The organism is Allosaccharopolyspora coralli, from assembly GCF_009664835.1.
In the GTDB taxonomy this organism is placed as follows: domain Bacteria; phylum Actinomycetota; class Actinomycetes; order Mycobacteriales; family Pseudonocardiaceae; genus Allosaccharopolyspora; species Allosaccharopolyspora coralli.
Map to the genome: position 1 here is coordinate 4,745,043 of NZ_CP045929.1, position 19,591 is coordinate 4,764,633.

Annotated in this window: 17 protein-coding genes; 12 read left to right on the forward strand and 5 right to left on the reverse strand. The window is 69.2% G+C overall.

Going from position 1 to position 19,591, the window contains the following annotated elements; translation table 11 throughout:
• The first annotated feature begins 332 nt into the window (after positions 1–332).
• The gene (locus tag GIY23_RS22185) at positions 333–1,001 is read left to right on the forward strand and encodes a TetR/AcrR family transcriptional regulator (RefSeq protein WP_154078421.1); all 669 of its coding nucleotides are present in this window, start codon (positions 333–335) and stop codon (positions 999–1,001) included.
• Between the two features lie 246 nt (positions 1,002–1,247).
• Here GIY23_RS22185 and GIY23_RS22190 read toward each other — a convergent pair whose 3' ends face one another.
• On the reverse strand, positions 1,248–2,093 hold the full coding sequence (locus GIY23_RS22190; RefSeq protein ID WP_154078422.1) for a MaoC family dehydratase: 846 nt from the start codon (positions 2,091–2,093) through the stop codon (positions 1,248–1,250).
• A gap of 1 nt (position 2,094) precedes the next feature.
• On the reverse strand, positions 2,095–3,432 hold the full coding sequence (locus tag GIY23_RS22195) for a 3-oxoacyl-ACP reductase (RefSeq protein WP_154078423.1): 1,338 nt from the start codon (positions 3,430–3,432) through the stop codon (positions 2,095–2,097).
• A gap of 200 nt (positions 3,433–3,632) precedes the next feature.
• Between GIY23_RS22195 and GIY23_RS22200 the strand changes: the two genes are divergently transcribed.
• The 4 genes from GIY23_RS22200 (at position 3,633) to GIY23_RS23260 (ending at position 7,723) form a co-directional block, all read left to right on the forward strand.
• On the forward strand, positions 3,633–4,910 hold the full coding sequence (locus GIY23_RS22200) for an acetyl-CoA C-acetyltransferase (protein ID WP_154078424.1): 1,278 nt from the start codon (positions 3,633–3,635) through the stop codon (positions 4,908–4,910).
• A gap of 196 nt (positions 4,911–5,106) precedes the next feature.
• Positions 5,107–5,850 (forward strand): MerR family transcriptional regulator, encoded by a 744-nt coding sequence (locus tag GIY23_RS22205; RefSeq protein WP_154078425.1) that lies wholly within the window; start codon positions 5,107–5,109, stop codon positions 5,848–5,850.
• Between the two features lie 145 nt (positions 5,851–5,995).
• A complete protein-coding gene (locus GIY23_RS22210; RefSeq protein WP_154078426.1) occupies positions 5,996–7,186 on the forward strand; it encodes an ATP-binding protein in 1,191 nt (396 codons plus the stop codon).
• A 405-nt stretch (positions 7,187–7,591) separates the two neighbouring features.
• Complete coding sequence (locus GIY23_RS23260) at positions 7,592–7,723, forward strand: hypothetical protein (protein WP_267313229.1); 132 nt, start codon at positions 7,592–7,594, stop codon at positions 7,721–7,723.
• A 116-nt stretch (positions 7,724–7,839) separates the two neighbouring features.
• On the opposite strand, the gene GIY23_RS22215 is transcribed toward GIY23_RS23260, so the two are convergent.
• Entirely contained in the window at positions 7,840–8,556 is a 717-nt protein-coding gene (locus tag GIY23_RS22215; protein ID WP_154078427.1) for a hypothetical protein, read from the reverse strand.
• A gap of 161 nt (positions 8,557–8,717) precedes the next feature.
• Between GIY23_RS22215 and GIY23_RS22220 the strand changes: the two genes are divergently transcribed.
• The 5 genes from GIY23_RS22220 to GIY23_RS22240 all read left to right on the forward strand — a co-directional run bounded on the left by GIY23_RS22220 (position 8,718) and on the right by GIY23_RS22240 (position 13,969).
• Complete coding sequence (locus GIY23_RS22220; protein WP_154078428.1) at positions 8,718–8,933, forward strand: type II toxin-antitoxin system CcdA family antitoxin; 216 nt, start codon at positions 8,718–8,720, stop codon at positions 8,931–8,933.
• A complete protein-coding gene (locus tag GIY23_RS22225; protein ID WP_222850203.1) occupies positions 8,930–9,364 on the forward strand; it encodes a type II toxin-antitoxin system VapC family toxin in 435 nt (144 codons plus the stop codon). The genes GIY23_RS22220 and GIY23_RS22225 overlap by 4 nt, the downstream gene beginning before the upstream one ends.
• Positions 9,365–9,409: 45 nt before the next feature.
• The gene (locus GIY23_RS22230) at positions 9,410–11,266 is read left to right on the forward strand and encodes an NHL domain-containing thioredoxin family protein (protein WP_154078429.1); all 1,857 of its coding nucleotides are present in this window, start codon (positions 9,410–9,412) and stop codon (positions 11,264–11,266) included.
• A gap of 71 nt (positions 11,267–11,337) precedes the next feature.
• The gene (locus GIY23_RS22235) at positions 11,338–11,658 is read left to right on the forward strand and encodes a GroES family chaperonin (protein ID WP_154078430.1); all 321 of its coding nucleotides are present in this window, start codon (positions 11,338–11,340) and stop codon (positions 11,656–11,658) included.
• A 169-nt stretch (positions 11,659–11,827) separates the two neighbouring features.
• Positions 11,828–13,969, forward strand: a complete 2,142-nt coding sequence (locus GIY23_RS22240; protein WP_228717450.1) for a VanW family protein — start codon at positions 11,828–11,830, stop codon at positions 13,967–13,969.
• 90 nt (positions 13,970–14,059) lie between these two features.
• On the opposite strand, the gene GIY23_RS22245 is transcribed toward GIY23_RS22240, so the two are convergent.
• Entirely contained in the window at positions 14,060–15,205 is a 1,146-nt protein-coding gene (locus GIY23_RS22245; RefSeq protein ID WP_228717451.1) for an alpha/beta hydrolase family protein, read from the reverse strand.
• 178 nt (positions 15,206–15,383) lie between these two features.
• Positions 15,384–17,222 carry an acyl-CoA dehydrogenase gene (locus tag GIY23_RS22250; RefSeq protein ID WP_154079064.1) on the reverse strand — a complete coding sequence of 613 codons (1,839 nt, stop codon included), beginning with the start codon at positions 17,220–17,222 and terminating at the stop codon, positions 15,384–15,386.
• 471 nt (positions 17,223–17,693) lie between these two features.
• Here GIY23_RS22250 and GIY23_RS22255 point away from each other — a divergent pair, with 471 nt between their 5' ends.
• A complete protein-coding gene (locus GIY23_RS22255; protein WP_154079065.1) occupies positions 17,694–18,671 on the forward strand; it encodes an ATP-binding cassette domain-containing protein in 978 nt (325 codons plus the stop codon).
• Positions 18,668–19,468 carry an ABC transporter permease gene (locus GIY23_RS22260; protein WP_154078431.1) on the forward strand — a complete coding sequence of 267 codons (801 nt, stop codon included), beginning with the start codon at positions 18,668–18,670 and terminating at the stop codon, positions 19,466–19,468. The genes GIY23_RS22255 and GIY23_RS22260 overlap by 4 nt, the downstream gene beginning before the upstream one ends.
• Positions 19,469–19,591 lie beyond the last annotated feature (123 nt).

The following is a 19,591-nucleotide window of genomic DNA, read 5'->3' on the forward strand; positions in this document are numbered from 1 at the left end:
GTCCGATGCCCACCTGCGGACAGGTCGATCACCCGACGCCGCGTTGATGATGAGACCCGCTCGACCGTGGTTACTGACGCGTTCAGCAGCCGATTTCATCCTTTCGAGTTATCCGCACCGGCTGTCCGGCGTCCCACGCCTCCCACAAGCGCTCACGCACAACACCCGACGCGACTCCCGGTCATGGTGACCCGGGACGCGACAACAGACACCACCAATACGAAATTCCACGGCGTGGCACTCGCCACGTTCGCTCCGGCACGCGGCCCGAGCCGCCCACGCCTGATCGCGTGCTGAACTAACCTGGCCGCACCCTGAGTACGAGAGGCCCGATGCAGCCCGACCAGCACTCGCGCCCCACCGGGCGCACGAAGTCCCGGCGACTTCCGCGTGCCGTCCGCGAACGACAGATTCTCGACGCGGCCGTGGAAGTCTTCGCCGAGCGCGGCTTCCACCCGGCGTCCATGGACGAGATCTCCGAGACGGCGGGCATCTCGAAGCCCATGATCTACGCCTACCTGGGCTCCAAGGACGAGCTGTTCCTCGAGTGTCTGCGCCGCGAGGCCGCCCGGCTCATCGACGCCATCGGCGAAGCCGTCGACCCGGAGCTCGGCCCGGACGAGCAACTCTGGCGCGGACTTCAGCAGTTCTTCGCCTACGTCAACGAGCACCGCACGAGCTGGGCAGTGCTGCACCGGCAGGCGAGCAGCCAGGGCGAGCCGTTCTCCCAGGAGCTGGCCACGTTCCGCAGCAGGGCCATGGGCCTCATCTCCACCCTGCTCGCCAGGGCCACCGTCGACTCGCAGACACCGATGACCTCCGAACAGCTCGAACCGTTCGCGTCCGCGCTCGTCGGGGCGTGCGAGTCACTCATCGACTGGTGGATCGAGCACCCCGAGCACACCGCCGACGGCATGGCGATGCGGGTCATGAACCTGACCTGGATGGGGTTCGGCGACCTCATCGCGGGGCGAACCTGGTCCCCGGCCGAGCCGTCGTGAGGGCGGCTCGGCCGGGCAGCTCCCACAGCCGTGCTCAGAGGTTGCGCGGATCTGCCATCAGGCACACCGCGCCGCCAGTGTTTCCGCCGCCTACGCGGACCGGCCCCCGGCGGGTTCTCACCTCGTGGCCGGCGAGGACAGCGTCGACGTGGCGTAGGGCGCTACTCGATGTCGACGATCCCGCAGCCGGCCGCGAGGTGAGGTTCCGCCACCCAACCACCCACGCAGACCAACCCGCACACCCGTTCAGATCGCCCTGATCGCCCCTTGTAGGTGCGCCTTGCCGGACCGGGAGTGCAGCGCCACGTCCCAGCCCTGGTGCTGCTTGACGGCGGTGAACTCGGCCGTGGAGGGCAACAGCACGGGCTTACGGAACTCCACCGACACCGTGAACGCCTCCGGCAACCGACCTTCCAGCGCGGCGATACTGCGGGCCTTCGACCACATGCCGTGGGCGATGGCCTTGGGGAAACCGAACGCCTTCGCGGGCAACGCGTGCATGTGGATCGGGTTGCTGTCCCCGGACACCGCCGCGTACGAGCGCCCGAGATCGGCGGGCAGCCGCCAGCGAGCCGTCGGCGACCCGGCCTCCACCTCGGCCACCGGCTCGGGACGCGGCGCGGACGGGTCCGACTTGCCGCGCCGAAGGTAGGTACTCGCCTCCCGCCACACGAGCTCGTCGCCGACGTAGGTCTCGGTGACCATGTCGAACTGCTTACCCTTCGGGTGCGGGCGCAACCCCGCCGCGTACACGCGCTGGTCGAACGTGTCGGTCACCAGCACCGGCCGGTACTGGGTGATCTCGTTCGCCACGTGCACCAACCCGACCAGCGGGAACGGGAACCCGGTGTCGGTCATGAGGCGGACCGCCATGCCGAACGAGGGCATGTGCGGATACGTGACCGGCAGCTCGTCGCGCAGACCGAACCCGCACACCCGGTTGTAGGCGGCCAGGTGCTCGCGGTCGACGGTGACGTCGCGCCGCACGTACTCGGCGTCCGGCAGCGCGTCCCCGCCCCGGCGGGTCGGGCCCGTCACGGCGGCCTTGAGGTAGAGCGAGGGCAGATGGGGCGCTTCGGTGATCTCCGGCATGTCAGGCTCCGAGCAGGCTCTGGCCGCAGACGCGGACCACGTTGCCGTTGACGCCCGAGGACGCCGGGTTCGCGTAGAAGGCGATCGTCTCCGCGACGTCGACCGGCAGACCTCCCTGGGAGAGGCTGTTCATCCGCCGTCCCGCCTCGCGGATCATGAACGGCACCACGGCGGTCATCTTCGTCTCGATGAATCCGGGGGCGACTGCGTTGATGGTCACGCCCTTCTTCGCCGCTTCCGGCGCCAGTCCTTGCACGTGGCCGATGACCCCGGCCTTCGACGCCGCGTAGTTCGTCTGGCCCATGTTGCCCGCGATGCCGCTGATCGAGGCTACGCCGATGAGCCTGCCGCCCTTGCGCAGCGGCGACTTCGGCTTCAGCAGCGCGGCGTTGATGTTCTCCTGCGCGGTCAGGTTCACCGCCAGCACCGGGTCCCAGTGCTTCTCGCTCATCCGGCCGAGCGTCTTGTCCCGGGTGATGCCTGCGTTGTGCACGACGATGTCGAGGCCGCCGTGGCGTTCCTTGACGTAATCGATGATCTTCTTCGGCGCGTCGTCCGCGGTGATGTCGAGCTGCAGCGTGGAGCCGCCGACACTGTTGGCGACCTTGCGCAGATCGTCGCCCTGTGCGGGCACGTCCAGGCAGATGACGTGCGCGCCGTCGCGTCCGAGGGTCTCGGCGATCGACGCGCCGATCCCTCGCGACGCGCCGGTGACCAGCGCGACCTTGTCGGCGAGCGGCTTCGACCAGTCCACGTCGGGCACGTCCGCGGCGCCGACCCGCACGACCTGGCCGGAGACGAACGCCGATTTCGCCGACAGCAGGAACCGCAGCGTGGAGCTCACCGCGTCCTCCGCGCCACGCGCGACGTGGACGAGCTGGACGGTCGCGCCGCGCTTGAGCTCCTTGCCGACCGAGCGGGTGAAGCCCTCCAGTGCGCGCTGGGCGGTGCGCTCGCGCAGGTCGGTGATCTCGTCGGGCGGGGTGCCGATGACGACGACGCGTCCGCAGGTGTCGAGCTGGCGGAGGGCACCGGCGAAGAACTCCCGCAGCGCGCTGAGCTGCTCGCTACCGGTCAGACCGGTAGCGTCGAAGACGAGTGCGGAGTAGCGCTCGCCCTCGGCGTGCACGTCGCGAACCTGTGCGTGAGCCTGCTTGAGGGTGGAGTGCACGGCGTCGACGACCCGCGAGCCGGAAGCGGAGCCGACCAGCACCGGCCCGGAGACGACCGGGTCGCCTGGCTTGTGGCGGCGCAGGTTGACCGGGGCAGGCAGGCCCAGGCGCTTGGCCACCTCCTTTCCGAAGCCGGAGGTGACGAACTGTTGGTACCTGTCAGTCATGGACGCTCCCGTGTTCTGGCGTGACCGTGGGTTCCGGCGCGCGCACCCTCGACCCTGCCGCGGTCGATGTGTCCTCACGCACGTGGCTCGACGGATAAGCTACCCGTCGGTAGGTTATCCTGACGAACACGGCCGGACCACTCCCGGCCGTTCCTGAGAACACCACCGTCCCAGCCCATCGGGCAGTGAGGGAGTCGGGCATGTCCAGCATTCGCCGGGTCGCCGTCGTCGGCGGCAACCGCATCCCGTTCGCACGTTCCGGCGGGCCCTACGCACAGGCGTCCAACCAGGACATGCTCACCGCCGCGCTCGACGGGCTCGTCGCGCGCTTCAGCCTGCAGGACGTCCAGGTGGGCGAGTTCGCCGCGGGCGCCGTGCTCAAGCACAGCCGGGACTTCAACCTCGCCCGCGAGGTCGTCCTCGGCTCGCGGCTGGCGCCCACCACTCCGGCGCACGACGTGCAGATGGCGTGCGCGACCGGACTCGAAGCCGTCGTCTCGATCGCGAACAAGATCGCACTCGGCCAGTTGGAGTCCGGCGTCGCAGGCGGTGTCGACAGCGCCAGCGACGCGCCGATCGCCGTCAACGACGAGCTGCGTCGAGTGCTGCTCGAAGCCAACCACGCCAAGACCAACACCGGCCGCGTCAAGGCACTGAGCAAGGTGCGGCCGCAGCACGTGGTGCCGGAGATCCCGCAGAACTCCGAGCCCCGCACGGGCCTGTCCATGGGCGAGCACGCCGCGAAGACCGCGAAGGCGTGGGAGATCGGCCGCGAAGCGCAGGACGAACTCGCCGCCCGCAGCCACCAACGGCTCGGCGCCGCCTACGACCGCGGCTTCTTCGACGACCTGCTCACCCCGTTCCAGGGCTTGAGCAAGGACCAGAACATGCGCCCGGACAGCACCGCGGACAAGCTCGCGAAGCTCAAGCCGGTCTTCGGCAAGGGTGAGGCCGCCACGATGACGGCGGGCAACTCGACCGCGCTCTCCGACGGTGCCTCCACCGTGCTGCTGGCCAGCGAGGAGTGGGCCAAGGAGCGCAACCTTCCGGTGTTGGCGTACCTGACCTTCGTCCAACCCGCGGCGGTCGACCACGTCAGCGGCGACGAGGGGCTGCTCATGGCACCGACCTACGCCGTGCCGAAGCTGCTGGCTCGCGCCGGTGCGGGTCTCGGCGACTTCGACTTCTACGAGATTCACGAGGCGTTCGCCTCGCAGGTGCTCAGCACGTTGAAGGCGTGGGAGGACGTCGATTTCTGCAAGGACCGGCTCGGGCTCGACGGGCCGCTGGGCAGCATCGACCCGGCGAAGCTGAACGTGAACGGGTCCTCGCTCGCGTCGGGACACCCGTTCGCCGCGACCGGCGGCCGGATCGTGGCCACGCTGGCGAAGCTGCTGTCCGAGAAGGGCTCCGGCAAAGGCCTGATCTCGATCTGCGCGGCGGGCGGCCAGGGACTGACGGCCATCGTCGAGCGCTGACCAGCATCTGATCCACGGAGCCGGGTGCCCTTCGGGGTGCCCGGCTTCGTTGCGTCTCGGGGTTGCTACCGACATATCTGATCGTCTTTGTTTTTCGCTAGATCGTTTTATACACCGACATCGAGTGCTCGACAGTTCGGCTTGACCTTGACGCTGCGTCAACCTCTACCGTCGTTGTCACCGACGAGGAGGCGGGATGGAGTTCTCGATCCAGGAACTGGCGAAGGCGGCCGGAACCACGAGTCGCACCCTGCGCCACTACGACGCGAAGGGGCTGCTCGCACCGAGCCGCACGGGAGGCAACGGCTACCGCTACTACGACCAGGACGGTCTGGTGCGGCTGCAACGCATCCTGCTGCTGCGCGAACTCGGACTCGGGCTCGCGGCCATCGCCGACGTCCTCGACGGCCAGCAGAACACGGCAGGCGCGCTGCGCACTCATCTGGAGCTGCTCGAACAGGAGCAGCAGCGGATCGGCAGACAGATCGAGTCGGTCCGGACGACGCTGCGCGCCACGGAAGAAGGGGGATCGCTCATGCCGCACGAGGCACTGGACGGCTTCGACCACACGCGCTTCGAGCAGGAAGTCACCGAACGCTGGGGACGCGAAGCCTACGAGAAGGGAGACCGCTGGTGGCGTTCGCTCAACGACACCGAGAAGCGGGACTTCCAACAGCAGCACCTCGACATCGCCCGGGACTACGCGCAGGCCCTGCGCGACGGGGAGCCGGCCGACGGTGAGCACGCGTTATCGATCGCCGCACGACACCGCGAATGGCTGGAGATCACGGTGGCCGTGACGAAGGACTACTTCGTCGGACTGGGCGAGATGTACGTCGCGGATTCCCGGTTCACCGACGTCTACGACCAGCACGGCGCAGGCACGGCGGAGTTCGTCCGCGACGCCATGCGCGCCTACGCCGACCGGAACCTGGCGTAGCGCGACCTGGCAGGGCGCGCGGGCAGGCGTGAGTCTTTTTGGTGGTCATAGCAACCAAAAAGACTCACGCCCTGTCTCGACACGCCGGATCGGACTTTCTGGCGAAGTATCACGCGAACGCTAGAGAGCCGGATACAGTCCGAGCATGGATCCCGTCCGGAATCCCTTCGCCCCCGGAGCCGGCCAGCGTCCGCCCGAACTCGCCGGTCGCGACCGTGAGGCCGACGCCTTCGACGTGGTGCTGGAACGGATCTCCCGAGGTCGCCCCGAACGCAGCCTCGTGTTGACCGGCCTTCGCGGCGTCGGCAAGACAGTGCTGCTCGGCGAACTGCGGTCGATGGCCGTTCGCCGAGGCTGGGGCGCCGGGAAGCTGGAAGCACGACCGGACGCAGGAATCCGCCGGCCGCTGTCGGCGGCGCTGCACCGCGCGGTCCGCGACCTCGCCGTGCGACACCGCGCGCCGGACCGGGTCGAGGAAGTCCTCGCGGTACTCAAGGCGTTCGCCCTCAAATCCAACCCCGACGGCGCGAAGCTCCGCGACCGCTGGCAACCGGGCATCGACGTGCCCGCGGCGCAGGGACGGGCGGACTCCGGCGACATCGAGATCGACATGGTCGAGTTGTTCACCGACGTCGCCGAACTCGCCGCCGACGTCGGCACGGGCGTCGTGCTGCTCATCGACGAGATGCAGGACGTACAACCGGAAGACGTCTCGGCGCTGTGCGCGGCCTGCCACGAACTCTCGCAGTCCGGCGCTCCGCTGATCGTCGTTGGAGCCGGCCTGCCGCACCTGCCCGCGGTGCTCTCGGCGAGCAAGTCCTACTCGGAACGGCTGTTCCGCTACGTGCGGATCGACCGGCTCGACCGCTCGGACGCCGATCACGCGGTGGTCGTGCCGATCGAGCGGGAGGACGCCACGATCAGCTCGGAGGCTCTCGACGCACTGTTCAGCATCTCCGGCGGCTACCCGTACTTCGTGCAGGCATACGGCAAAGCGGCATGGGACGCCGCCGTACGGGCACCGATCGCCGCGGACGACGTGCGCCTCGCGGCGCCGGACGCGGAGAACGAGTTGGCCGTGGGCTTCTTCGGTTCACGCTACGAGCGGGCGACACCGTCCGAGCGTGAGTACCTGTGCGCGATGGCCGAGGTCGTCGAGGGCCGGGACGAAGCGGCGGGTACCGCGAGCATCGCGCAGTATCTGGAACGCAAACCCTCGTCGCTGTCCCCGGCCCGCGACGGGCTGATCAAGAAGGGCTTGGTCTACTCGGCCGAGCGGGGCCAGATCGCGTTCACGGTGCCGCACTTCGGGCGTTACCTGCTCACCCAGGACTGAGCTCCCCACGTCGATGCGCCCGATCAGGGGATTTTCAGTCTCTTGATCTGTGATGTGAGCCACTCCGCGACACAGTTGTAACACCAGGGCGTCGCGCGCCGATGACCCTGATGACTCCGCGATGCTGTCGGACCCCCGACCTGGCAGCATCGCGGGGCCTTCACCTTCCCGTCTCCGGTGTTCCTGGTTTTCCAGGGCCTGGGTCCGGTCTTCCAGATTCGGCATCGCCGGATTGATCCCCAGACAAACCGCCTCACCCCGGCCTCCCGGGACGAGGTGTCTCTTCGGCTCCGTGCTCGGTGCCGATCCCCCTTGTGCAACCCCGTGTCGCGGGGTCGCTTCGCCCTGCCCGGAAACGGACCGAACGCCCGGCGTTCCCCGGTCTCGCACGAAACGGAGACCCGAATGGAGACAGTGATCGTCCTTCTCGGCCTGCTGCTGCCCGTCCTCGCAGCCAGCGGCTTCTATCTCGGCGACCACCGCAAGACCCAGAAGGCACGGGTGCCGGTACGCCACGACCAGTCCGACCACTCGTAAGACGTCCCGGGCAGCGGCACGTAGTCGCGTGCCGCTCCCCGACCGAAGTCGTTGCGAACGTGCTCGTGGACTCGGGACGACGAGCCCCCGCGGGCATGGGAGCACGACCTGAAGGCTCAACGCGGCGGCGGGGGCAGGTGAGCGGCCGCGTCGGCAACGCCGTCCATCAGGTCGTCGTCCGGCGAGCCGCGCACCGGTGCGACCTCGGCTCGGGTGAAGACCCGTCCGACGTAGCGGCCCCGGTAATGGTCACCGGTGAACGAGACACCCCGCGCAGCGAGCGCATCGTCCCCGAGAGCGTAGAAGTCGCCGGTGCCGTCGCGATCGTCGAGCAACTTCAGCTGCCTTGCGGACTTCGTGGTGGTCATCCGTGCCCACGCGAGCGACAGAACGGCGGTGTTGCCCTGCTCGTCATCGAACTCCACGGTCACGCGCGCCAGGTCGCGGCACGGATTGCGGATCACGAAGTCCTGCACCTGCCCGAATGACCGTGCCACGCACTCCGCATACTCCGGCCCCTTCGACCTCTTCCGCTTCAACCGCATGGACCGAAGCACCGCGTCCGGCTTCCCCTTCCTGGCGGCTTGTTTCCCCTTGGTCACCCGGGACGCCACACTCTCGCTCGCAACCGAACTCGCCGAGCCGCCGCCACCGAGAAGCGCACCACCGCCGCCGGTCGAGGCGACGAGACCGAGAGCGAGCACCCCAGCGGCCACCACCTTGCCGCTCTTGCCGCCTCCACCGCCGCCCTTGCCGCTGCCGCCGCTCGGCCCCCCGATCGGCCGCCTGCGCCCTTGGCCGTCGGTGTAGAAGTCCTTGGGTTTATTGGCCACCCCGTCCCCTTTCGCCGCTGCCAGCAGGGTGGTTCTTCGGCGCGGCGCCGTCAGGCGAACCGGCGACGATCACTCAAAAAGATCACGCAGCGACGAGGGCGTTACTCCTCTCCGGCGAAAGCTCGACCGTGCACCGAAGGCCGTGTGTGTATCCTGTGTGTATGACGCGTATGAACGTGTGGGTGCCCGATGATCTCGCAGCACGAGCCCGCGAGGCGCGACTCAACGTCTCGGCGTTGACGCAAGCTGCTATCGCCGCCGAGTTGGCGCGCACCGCTACCGACGCGTGGCTGGCGACGCTGCCTGCACCGCGTGGGCTCACCCATGAGGCGTCCATGCGCGCACTCGATGACGCGCGTGAGGAGTTCGGTGCGTGAGCTCAGCGGTGAACGCCGTGGTGCTGGATGCCTCCGTGGCGGTCGATCTGCTCACCGGCACGGACTGCGCCCCGGCAGCGTCCGCCCGCTTGGCCGGGACCGAACTCCACGCTCCAGCGCACCTGGACGCTGAGGTCCTTTCTGCGCTTGGCCGGATGCAGCGCGCCGGTGACCTCGCCGCCGTCGATGTCGAACTGGCCATCGACCGCCTCGCGGTCATGCCCGTCACTCGTCACCCGTTGCCGAATCTGTTGACCGGGGCGTGGGCACGGCGCGCGTACGTGCGTCTGCTCGACGGGCTGTACATCGCACTGGCCGAGCACCTCGGACTTCGGGTACTGACCACGGACCTGCGACTGGCGAGGGCGTGCCCCGAGCTGACCGACACTCTTCACCGACCGACCGAACAGCGCGACGTGAGACACGAGTAAGTGCCCGTCGGAACACCACTCGACCCGGTGTTGTTGGTTTCGGGCGTGACTACTCAGCTGCAGAAGCGCCGCGCCCGTGTCCGCGCACCCGAGTTCGCCGGTCGCCGGTGGTTGAACACCGGGGAGGAGCCGGTCACGCTCGCCGGGCTGCGCGGCAAGGTCGTGCTGCTCGACTTCTGGACCTTCTGCTGCATCAACTGCCTGCACGTGATCGACGAGCTCCGGGGACTGGAAGAGGAGTTCGCCGACGAGCTCGTCACGATCGGGGTGCACTCGCCGAAGTTCGAACACGAAGCCGATCCCGAGGCGCTCGCGGCGGCCGTCGAGCGCTACGCCGTGCACCACCCGGTGCTGGACGACCCGGAACTGACGATGTGGCGGCAGCATGCGGTCAAGGCATGGCCGACGCTGGTGCTCATCGACCCCGAAGGCTATGTCGTGCACGTCGCCGCCGGTGAGGGCCACGTCGACGCGTTGCGCTCCCTCGTCGGCGAGCTCGTGGCCGAACACGAAGAGAAGGGCACGCTGCACCGGGGCGACGGTCCGTACGTCCCGCCGGAACCGGTCGCCTCGACGCTCCGGTTCCCCGGGAAGGTCGCCGCTCTCCACGGGGGCACGCTGCTCGTCTCGGACTCGGCGCACCATTCGCTCGTCGAGTTCGCCGGCGACGGCGAGACGGTGCTGCGGCGCATCGGCACCGGCGAGCGCGGCCGCGACGACGGCCACGCGCCGACCTTCGCCGAGCCGGGCGGTATCGCCGTACTCCCCGGGCACGTGGCCGCGAAGGTCGGCTACGACCTCGTCGTCGCCGACACCGTGAACCACCTGCTTCGTGGCGTGCGCCTGGCCGACGGGTCCGTCACGACCGTCGCGGGCACCGGTGAGCAGTGGCGCGACGAAACCGACGAGGGCACCGCCCGGGACGTCGCCCTCACCAGCCCCTGGGACGTCGCCTGGTGGGAACCCGCGGGCGCAGTCGTGATCGCGATGGCGGGAAACCACACGCTCGGGCTGTTCGACCCCGTCGCAGGCACCGTCCGCCGGTTCGCCGGGACGACCGTCGAAGGACTCCGCGACGGCGAGGTCACCGAGGCACACTTCGCGCAGACTTCCGGCCTCGCCGTGGACGGCAAGCGGCTGTGGCTCGCCGACTCGGAGACCTCCGCGCTGCGCTGGGTGGAACCCGACGGAGACTCGTTCGCGGTGCACACCGCCGTGGGCGAAGGCCTGTTCGATTTCGGCCACGCCGACGGCGCCGCCGAGACGGCACGGCTCCAGCACCCGCTCGGTCTCGCGGTGCTCACCGACGGCTCCGTCGCGGTGTGTGACACCTACAACGACGCGATCCGCCGATACGACCCGGCCACGAACGAGGTCGGCACGCTCGCCGCCGATGTCGCCGAACCCTCCGACGCCACGGTGGTCGACGGAGAACTCGTGGTCGTGGCCTCTGCGGCACACCGTCTCGAACGCCCGGTCCCGCCCGGCGTGACGGCCACCCTCGTCGAGGGCGCGTCACAGCAGGTCACCCGGCCCGCGACCGAGGTCGCCCGTGGTGAGCTGGACCTCGAGGTCGTGTTCACCCCACCCCCGGGACGCAAGCTCGACGAACGCTACGGCCCGTCGACGCGCCTGGAGGTCACCGCCTCACCGGAGTCGCTGCTCGTCGACGGAGCGGGCGTGGGCAGCGACCTGACTCGGCGGCTGGTGCTCGCCGACGACGTCGAGCACGGCGTGCTGCACGTCGTCGCCCAGGGCGCCAGCTGTGACGACGACCCGGCGATCGAGCACCCGACCTGCCTGCTCACCCGGCAGGACTGGGGCGTGCCCCTCCGCCTCACCGACTCCGGTCCGACACGCTTGCCGCTCGTCATGGGCGGAATGGACACCCCGGACGAGTGACAAACGGGCGCGTCAGGGCGCTGACAACCCTGCATTTCGGAGCCGCGAGTAGCAGTCGGTAAACTTTCCGGGTGACCGATGCCAAGCTCGAGATCCAGATGCTGCACGACCGTGTCATGGTCCGGGTCTCGCAAGACGACGGCGAACGCCGCAGCAGTGGCGGGATCGTCATTCCCGCGACCGCCCAGATGGCCAAGCGCCTCCACTGGGGCGAGGTCTGTGGGATCGGCAACCACGTGCGGGCCGTCTCGGTCGGGGACCAGGTGCTGTTCAACCCCGAGGAACAGTACGAGTTCGAGGTCCAGGGCAAGGCGTACCTGGTCATGCGCGAGCGTGACCTGCATGCCGTGGCCACCGACCACACCGAGCACGGCACCGGGCTGTATCTGTGAGCCGGGCGTGACCCGGCCGTGAAAAACGGCGTGCACGATGGCCTTCGCGCCGGGCACGTCTCGACACTCGTCGCGCGGCGACGGCTCTCGGCCTCACTGGCGAGGGGCGCCGCGTGGGGCAGCCTGCCGGGTTGCCCTCCCACCGCACGACCGGAGAGAAGGGGAAGCGGTGCCGGACAATCACGACCACCTCGACGGGGGCCAAGACCTCGATCCCCGCGAGGACGCCACCCCCCGCGAGGATGCGGCCGACGACACCGGCCAGGACACGCACCGTCTGTCGACCGACGGCGGTGCGGAACCGACAACCCGCATCGACGCGGCCTCGCTGCCCGGTGACCCCGCGGCTGCCGAGACCGAACGCACCGACGTGAGCGGGGACGAGGCGACGCGCCCCACCTTCCCCGCTCCCGGCGGCAACCAGCCCGGGGAGGACTCCACCGAGCGGACGCAGGCGATCACGCCGGTCCCGGCCGAGTCCGACGCCGAGACGACGCAGCGGATCGGCGCCGTCTCCGGGGCGACCTGGACACAGGGCTCGTTGAGCGCACCGCAGGAGCAGCCGCAGGCCGCCGGGCAACCGGCCGAACGGAAGCGCTCGTACGCCAAGGCCGGGATCATCGGCGGCGTCGCCGCAGGCGTGCTGGTGCTGGCCTACGTGCTCGACATGGCGCTGAGCAGCGGCACCGTGCCGCGCGGCACCATGGTCGCCGACGTCGCGATCGGTGGCATGGACCACGCCGCCGCCGAGTCGACGTTGCGCAAGGAGATCGGCCCGGAGCTCGGCGAGCCGGTCGTGCTCCGCGCCGGGGACGCGCAGACCACGATCGACCCCGAACCGGCCGGACTCACGATGGACTGGCAGGCGACGCTGGACCACGTCGGCTCGCAGCCGTGGAACCCGATCACCCGGGTGAGCTCGTTCTTCACCACCACCCAGGTCGCTCCGGTCACCAACGGCGACCGCAGCCAGGTGACGGCCGCGCTGGAACAGGCCACCGACGAGCTGAACCGGGAACCGAGGGAAGGCACCGTCCGCTTCGAGGGCGCCACCCCGATCGCGGTCAACCCCTCCAACGGCCGGACCGTCGACGTCGCGGCCGCGACCGACGCCGTGATCGCCGACTGGGGCGGCGGCGACCCGGTGGACGTGCCGTTCTCCGAGCAGCCGGTCTCGACCACGCAGGAGGGTGTGGCCAGGGCGGTCGCCGAGGTCGCCGAGCCCGCCGTGTCCGCGCCGGTCACGGTCCGCGGCGAAGGCACCGACGCGACGCTGCAGCCGGAGGACATCGCCGCGTCGCTACGGTTCGAGCCGGACGGCAACGGTGGTCTGAAGGCAAGCGTCGACAACGAATCGGTCGTCGAGGCCGTCGAACCCCAGTTGCGGGACACGATCCGGCCGGGCAAGAACGCCGAGATCACCGTGCAGGGCGGGGCGCCGACCGTCGTGCCCTCGGTCAACGGGCGCGGCATCGAATGGGACAAGAGCCTGGACTCGTTGCTCGACGTCTACAAGCAGCCCGGCGACCGCTCGGTGCAGGCGCAGTACCGCGACGAGCCCGCGCAGTTCACCACCGAGCAGGCCAACGGCCTCGGCATCAAGGAAGTCGTCAGCGAGTTCCAGACCGGTGGTTTCGAACAGGCCTCGGGCGTCAACATCCGCCGCACCGCCGAGCAGGTCAACGGCGCGATCATCAAGCCCGGCGAGACGTTCAGCCTCAACGGCCACACCGGGCCGCGCGGCACGGCCCAGGGCTACGTCGAGTCCGGGATCATCCAGGACGGACGTCCGCAGAAGGCCGTCGGCGGCGGTATCTCGCAGTTCGCGACGACGCTGTACAACGCCTCGTACTTCGCGGGCATGCAGGACGTCGAGCACAAGGAGCACAGCTACTACATCGACCGCTACCCCGAGGGCCGGGAAGCGACGGTGTTCCAGAGCCCCAGCGGCAAGAGCATCATCGACGTCAAGTTCAAGAACACCTCGGAGAACGGCGTCATGATCACCACGGAGTGGACGCCGTCGTCGATCACCGTGAAGTTCTGGAGCACGAAGACCTACGACGTCAGCTCGGAGACCGGGCCGCGCACCAACCCGACACCCCCGGAACGCACCGTCGTACCGCCGGGTGAGCCGTGCAGCCCGAGTACCGGCGAGCCCGGGTTCACGGTGACCGACACGCGCACCATCAAGAACGTGAACACCGGCAACGTGAACCGGGAGTCTCCGACGAAGACGGTGTACGACCCGCACCCGATCGTCGACTGCCCGCCGCCTCCGCCGGCCGGCGCACCACCGCCGCCCGGCTGAGCCACCGACACCGGTGGCGGGCCGCCACGGCACATCCCCGTCCACGCCGCCGACCCCCAGTTGCGGCGGCGTGGAGGGGACTCCCGGGTCTCAGCGGCCCGGCAGTTCGGGGCGGTCCACGTGCCAGAACAGGAGCTCCGGGCGTTCCGGCGTCTCCTTCTCCAGCAGTGGGTGATCCTCGCCGCGCAGGTGAGTCCCGACGAACGCGGTCACGACCTCGTTGCCGAGCTCGGCACCACGCGCGCCCGGGAGTGGGTTCGGACGGGGCAGCTCGGCCTGGTCGCGGAGCATGGTCAGGTCGGTCATGGTGCTGTGCCCGGCACCGTTGAGCGTCGTCCAGCGCTTCCAGCCGGTGAGCTGCTCCCACGTCTCGTCCCAGGTCGGGTCGATCCCGTGCGGGGCGTGCGCACCGGAGCCGAGCAGCAGGAACGGGCGGTCGAGCGGCGCCTCGAGCGGGTCGTAGACCGTGCCGTCGAGGTTCACACCCGCATCGATCCGCTCGTCGCGCGACATCGCCTCGGATGCGGCGGCCCCTCCGATGGAGTGGCCGACCATCGCCACCCGCTCCTCGTCGATCAACGCGGCCTCGTGCTCCGCGAGACGGTCCAGCACGAACGACGTGTCCCGCGCACGCACACCGGGCACCCGCGGGACGTTGGCCATGTCGTCGCACGCGACGCACTCGGTGACTCGCCCATCCGGGAACTCCGTACCCGCCGACTCGTAGTTGTGGCCGATCAGCGCGACCGCGTAGCCGTGACTCGCGAGCGCCTCGGCCATACCCGACAACGCAGCACGCGGATGGGAGAAGCCCGGCGAGAGCACCACCAGCGGAAGCCCCTGACCACTCGGCAGTGCTTGGGCGTCGGGGTGCGCGTTCGTCCGTACGGTGCTGAGCACGTCCTTCGGCAGGTCTTCCGGCAACGGCGCCTGTTCGCCCTGCAGTTCCAGGAACAGGCGCGATTCCTCGGGAGTCATGTACTGCTTGGTGTCCCCGTCCGGTTCGCCTGCCGCCGGATACCACAGGTCGACCATCAGCTCGCGCCGCGCCGACGACACCCACGGGTCCTGCCCGGACTCGTCGACGAGGTGCAGGGTGCGGACACCGACCTCGTGGTCACCGGTCGGCTCCGGCAGGGCGAGCGACTCGGGCGGCGCGGCAATCGCGGCGAGCGGTTGAACGGCGAGCAGCAACGCACCCGCCACGGCACCCACGAGGCGCGTGGATGTCATCATCGGTGTCTCCCGGAGTAGTCGATCAGTGTCGTCTCCGAGTCTGTGCCCGACACAGGCCCGCCTGAGTCAGGTACCTCCCCGGAACGAACCCCGAGAGCCCACCATGACCATGGTCAGGGACCACGACACGCGAAGACGCCCCCGGAGATCCGGAGGCGTCTTCGTGCGGGGTCGCCGATCAGAAGACCGACTCGTCCAGCTCCATCAGCGAGTTGTCGGCCGCTTCGACGATGCCGCGACGGGCCGTGAGCTCGGGCAGCACGTTCTTCGTGAAGAACCGCGTGGCCGCGAGCTTGCCCTGGTAGAACGGCTGGTCCTTCGCCGAGGCACCCGCGTCCAGCTGCTGCAGCGCGACCTCGGCCTGCCGCAGCAGCAGCCAGCCGATGACCAGGTCCCCGACGCTGAGCAGCAGCGTCACGGCGTGCTGGCCGACCTTGTAGACGTTGGTCAGCTCTTCCTGCGCGGAGGTCAGGTGGCCGAACACCGCGCCCAGCATCGCCTGGGTGTCCTCCAGCGCGGTCGCCAGCAGCGCGCGCTCCTCCTTCAGCCGGTCGTCGCCGGACTCCAACGAGTTCTGGATCTCCGCGGCGACGTGCCCGAGGGCCTGGCCGTTGTTGCGGACGATCTTGCGGAAGAAGAAGTCCTGGCCCTGGATCGCGGTGGTGCCCTCGTACAGGCTGTCGATCTTGGCGTCCCGGATGTACTGCTCGATCGGGTAGTCCTGCAGGTAGCCGGACCCGCCGAGTGTCTGCAGCGAGTGCGTGAGCATCTCGTAGGCGCGCTCGGAGCCCACACCCTTGACGATCGGCAGCAGCAGGTCGTTGACCGCCTCCGGCAGCGACACGTCCTCGCCGGCGGCCTTGCCCTGCGCGATCTGGTCCTGGTACGTCGCGGTGTAGAGGTAGACCGCGCGCAGGCCCTCGGCGTAGGCCTTCTGCAGCATGAGGATGCGGCGCACGTCCGGGTGGTTCGTGATCGTCACGCGCGGCGCGGTCTTGTCGGCGGTCCTGGTCAGGTCCGCGCTCTGCACCCGCTCCTTGGCGTACTCGAGCGCGTTGAGGTAGCCGGTCGAGAGGGTGGCGATGGCCTTCGTGCCGACCATCATCCGCGCGTACTCGATGACCTGGAACATCTGGGCGATGCCGTCGTGGACGTCGCCGAGCAGCCAACCCTTGGCCGGGACGTCGTGCTGCCCGAAGGTCAGCTCACAGGTCGCCGAGGCGTTCAGGCCCATCTTGTGCTCGACGTTGGTGACATAGGCGCCGTTGCGCTCGCCGGGGGCGCCGTTCTCGGAGTCGAAGTGGAACTTGGGCACGAGGAACAGCGACAGGCCCTTCGTGCCGGGCTTGCTCTCGATGCCTTCGCCCTCGGGACGCGCCAGCACCAGGTGCATGATGTTCTCGGTCATGTCCTGGTCGGCGGAGGTGATGAACCGCTTCACGCCGTCGAGGTGCCAGGAGCCGTCGGCCTGCTGCACGGCCTTGGTGCGGCCCGCGCCGACGTCGGAGCCCGCGTCCGGCTCGGTCAGCACCATGGTGGCGCCCCAGCCGCGCTCGATCATGTGCTCGGCCCAGCGCTTCTGCTCCTCGGTGCCGTTGTTCCAGAGGATCGTCGCGAAGTTGGGGCCCGCCATGTACATGTAGACCGCCGGGTTCGCACCGAGGATCAGCTCCGCGGCGGCCCACACCAGGGTCGAGGGGATGCCGAAGCCGCCCAGCTCCTCGGGCAGGCTCAACCGGCCCCACCCGGCGTCCATGATCGTGTTGTACGACTTCTTGAAGGACTCGGGCAGCGTGACCGAGTGCGTCTTCGGGTCGAAGGAGGCCGGGGTGCGGTCGCCTTCCTCGAAGGAGTCCGCGAGCGGTCCGGTGGCGAGGGTGTTGAGCTCGGCGAGGATGCCGCGGGCGGTGTCCTCGTCGGCCTGCTCGAAGATGCCGGTTCCGAGTCGCTCCTGCACACCGAAGACCTCGAAGAGGTTGAACTCCAGGTCACGGATGTTGCTCTTGTAGTGGCCCATGCGCGTGGCTCCCTTGGCGCTGCTGTTCGGGGCCGGGCCCTGCTCCTCGGACACCGTTGCCCTTACTCGTCGGTAACAACACCATATTACTTGACGGTAACCGTGCCAAGTCCGAGTGGCGTAGCGAACTCGCCGGGCGCGTGAGCGTGCATTTGGGAACTGGCTTTTGTGCCCGTAGGGCACGCCTCGCAAGTGACCAGCCGCAGCAGGGTGAGGGGCTCCGGCGTCCCAGTTCGTGCGTCGCAAGGCAGGGGTTCTCGCCGCGTACAACCGGGTACTCAAGAGGACCCCAACGCCGCGAGGCACGAACTGGCGGGCGCCACCGGACCACCCAACCCAGTTCCACAATGCCCTCTGAGCGGCGTGAACACCGCGACCACGAGCCGGGGACGAAAACCCGGCGACGTTGTCGGTACGGCGGCCTACAGTGGCGAGGGCTGGGGCAACGACTACGACAGGCCGGGGGACTCGATGGCGTCGGCGACGACCGTGCGCACCGAAGCACTCGTGAAGAACTACGGCAGCACCCGAGCACTCGACGGTGTCGACCTGGAGATCACCGCAGGTCACGTCCTCGGGCTCCTCGGGCCGAACGGCGCGGGCAAGACCACCACCGTGCGGATCCTCACCACGCTGCTCACCGCCGACTCCGGAAGCGCCGTCGTCGCAGGCCACGACGTCCGCACCGAACCCGACGCCGTCCGCCGCAACATCGGGCTCTCCGGCCAGTACGCCGCCGTCGACGAGAACCTCACCGGCCGCGAGAACCTCTACATGGTCGGCCGTCTGTACGGCATGAGCCGCACCGACTCCACCGCCCGCGCGAGACAGCTGCTCGACCGGTTCAACCTCACCGACGCCGCCGACCGCACGGCCAAGACCTACTCCGGCGGTATGCGCAGGCGCCTCGACCTCGCGGGCGCACTCGTCGCCGCACCGCCGGTCGTGGTCCTCGACGAGCCCACCACCGGCCTCGACCCCCGCGGACGCCTCGACACCTGGTCGGTGATCGGCGAACTCGTCTCCGACGGCACCACCGTGCTGCTGACCACCCAGTACCTCGAGGAGGCCGACCAGCTCGCCGACACCATCGCGGTCATCGACCACGGGCGGGTCATCGCCCGCGGCACCTCCGAGGAACTCAAGACCCGCGTCGGCGGCGAACGGCTCGAACTCGTCGCCGAGGACGAGCGCGACCTGGCCGTCATCGCCCGCGTCCTCGCCGAGGTCGGCTCCGGCGAACCCACTGTCGAGGACTCACTGCGCCGCGCCCAGGTCTCCGTCGACATCGGCAAGAAAGCCCTCATCGAAGCCCTCCGCCGACTCGACGCCGAACACGTCACCGTGCACGACGTCGCACTGCACCGACCGACACTCGACGACGCGTTCCTCAGCCTCACCGGCCGTCCGAGCGCCGAGAGCACCGACGAAGAGGAATCCCCCGCATGACCACCCTCACCGCCAGCTTTCGCGACTCCGGTGTCGTCGCGTGGCGCAACCTGATCAACATCAGGCGCAACCCGGACTGGCTGCTGTCCGGGACGGTGCAGCCGATCATGTTCGTGCTGCTGTTCGCCTACGTCTTCGGCGGCAGCCTCGGCGGCGGGCCGTACCGCGAGTTCCTCATCGCGGGCATCTTCACCCAGACCGTCGCGTTCAACAGCGCGTTCACCGTCATCGGCCTGGCCAACGACCTGCAGAAAGGAATCGTCGATCGGTTCCGCTCGCTGCCGATGTCCCGGCTGGCGGTCCTGCTCGGCAGGACGACCTCGGACCTGGCGGTCAGCGTGCTCACGATCGTGATCATGACGGTGTGCGGGCTGCTCGTCGGCTGGCGCATCCGAGGCAGCTGGACCGACGCCATCGTGGCCTACTTCCTGCTGCTGCTCTTCGCGTTCACCATGTCGTGGGTGGGAGCGTTCATCGGGCTGATCTCCACCAGCGTCGAGATGGCCCAGAGCGCGGGCCTGCTGTGGCTGTTCCCGGTCACGTTCATCTCGTCGGCCTTCGTCCCCACCCACAACATGCCGACCGCGCTGCGCGTGTTCGCGGAATGGAACCCGATCACGGTCATCGGGGACGCGGTCAGGGAACTGTTCGGGAACCCGATCCGGGTGGGCACGCCGCTGCCGACGGGATGGCAGGCCGAGAACCCGATTCTGTACTCGATCCTCGCGTGCGCGGTGATTCTGGCGATCTTCGTACCGCTCGCCGTGAACCGCTACCGCCGCGTCGCCAGCCACTGAGCGGGTGCGCGGATTGATCTGCGTGGGCGGTGCCGTGGCGGAACCTCATCTCGCGGCTGGCTGCGGGATCGCCGACCTCAGGTAGCGCGCCTCCATCGCGTCGACGCACTGTGCCGGACCGCA

What these genes read in the sequence shown, in the direction of transcription:
- GIY23_RS22185 (WP_154078421.1), top strand. Translation starts at nt 333, where the DNA reads ATGCAGCCCGACCAGCACTCGCGCCCCACCGGGCGCACGAAGTCCCGG.
- GIY23_RS22190 (WP_154078422.1), bottom strand. Translation starts at nt 2,093, where the DNA reads ATGCCGGAGATCACCGAAGCGCCCCATCTGCCCTCGCTCTACCTCAAG.
- GIY23_RS22195 (WP_154078423.1), bottom strand. Translation starts at nt 3,432, where the DNA reads ATGACTGACAGGTACCAACAGTTCGTCACCTCCGGCTTCGGAAAGGAG.
- GIY23_RS22200 (WP_154078424.1), top strand. Translation starts at nt 3,633, where the DNA reads ATGTCCAGCATTCGCCGGGTCGCCGTCGTCGGCGGCAACCGCATCCCG.
- GIY23_RS22205 (WP_154078425.1), top strand. Translation starts at nt 5,107, where the DNA reads ATGGAGTTCTCGATCCAGGAACTGGCGAAGGCGGCCGGAACCACGAGT.
- GIY23_RS22210 (WP_154078426.1), top strand. Translation starts at nt 5,996, where the DNA reads ATGGATCCCGTCCGGAATCCCTTCGCCCCCGGAGCCGGCCAGCGTCCG.
- GIY23_RS23260 (WP_267313229.1), top strand. Translation starts at nt 7,592, where the DNA reads ATGGAGACAGTGATCGTCCTTCTCGGCCTGCTGCTGCCCGTCCTCGCA.
- GIY23_RS22220 (WP_154078428.1), top strand. Translation starts at nt 8,718, where the DNA reads ATGACGCGTATGAACGTGTGGGTGCCCGATGATCTCGCAGCACGAGCC.
- GIY23_RS22245 (WP_228717451.1), bottom strand. Translation starts at nt 15,205, where the DNA reads ATGATGACATCCACGCGCCTCGTGGGTGCCGTGGCGGGTGCGTTGCTG.
- GIY23_RS22250 (WP_154079064.1), bottom strand. Translation starts at nt 17,222, where the DNA reads ATGGGCCACTACAAGAGCAACATCCGTGACCTGGAGTTCAACCTCTTC.
- GIY23_RS22255 (WP_154079065.1), top strand. Translation starts at nt 17,694, where the DNA reads ATGGCGTCGGCGACGACCGTGCGCACCGAAGCACTCGTGAAGAACTAC.
- GIY23_RS22260 (WP_154078431.1), top strand. Translation starts at nt 18,668, where the DNA reads ATGACCACCCTCACCGCCAGCTTTCGCGACTCCGGTGTCGTCGCGTGG.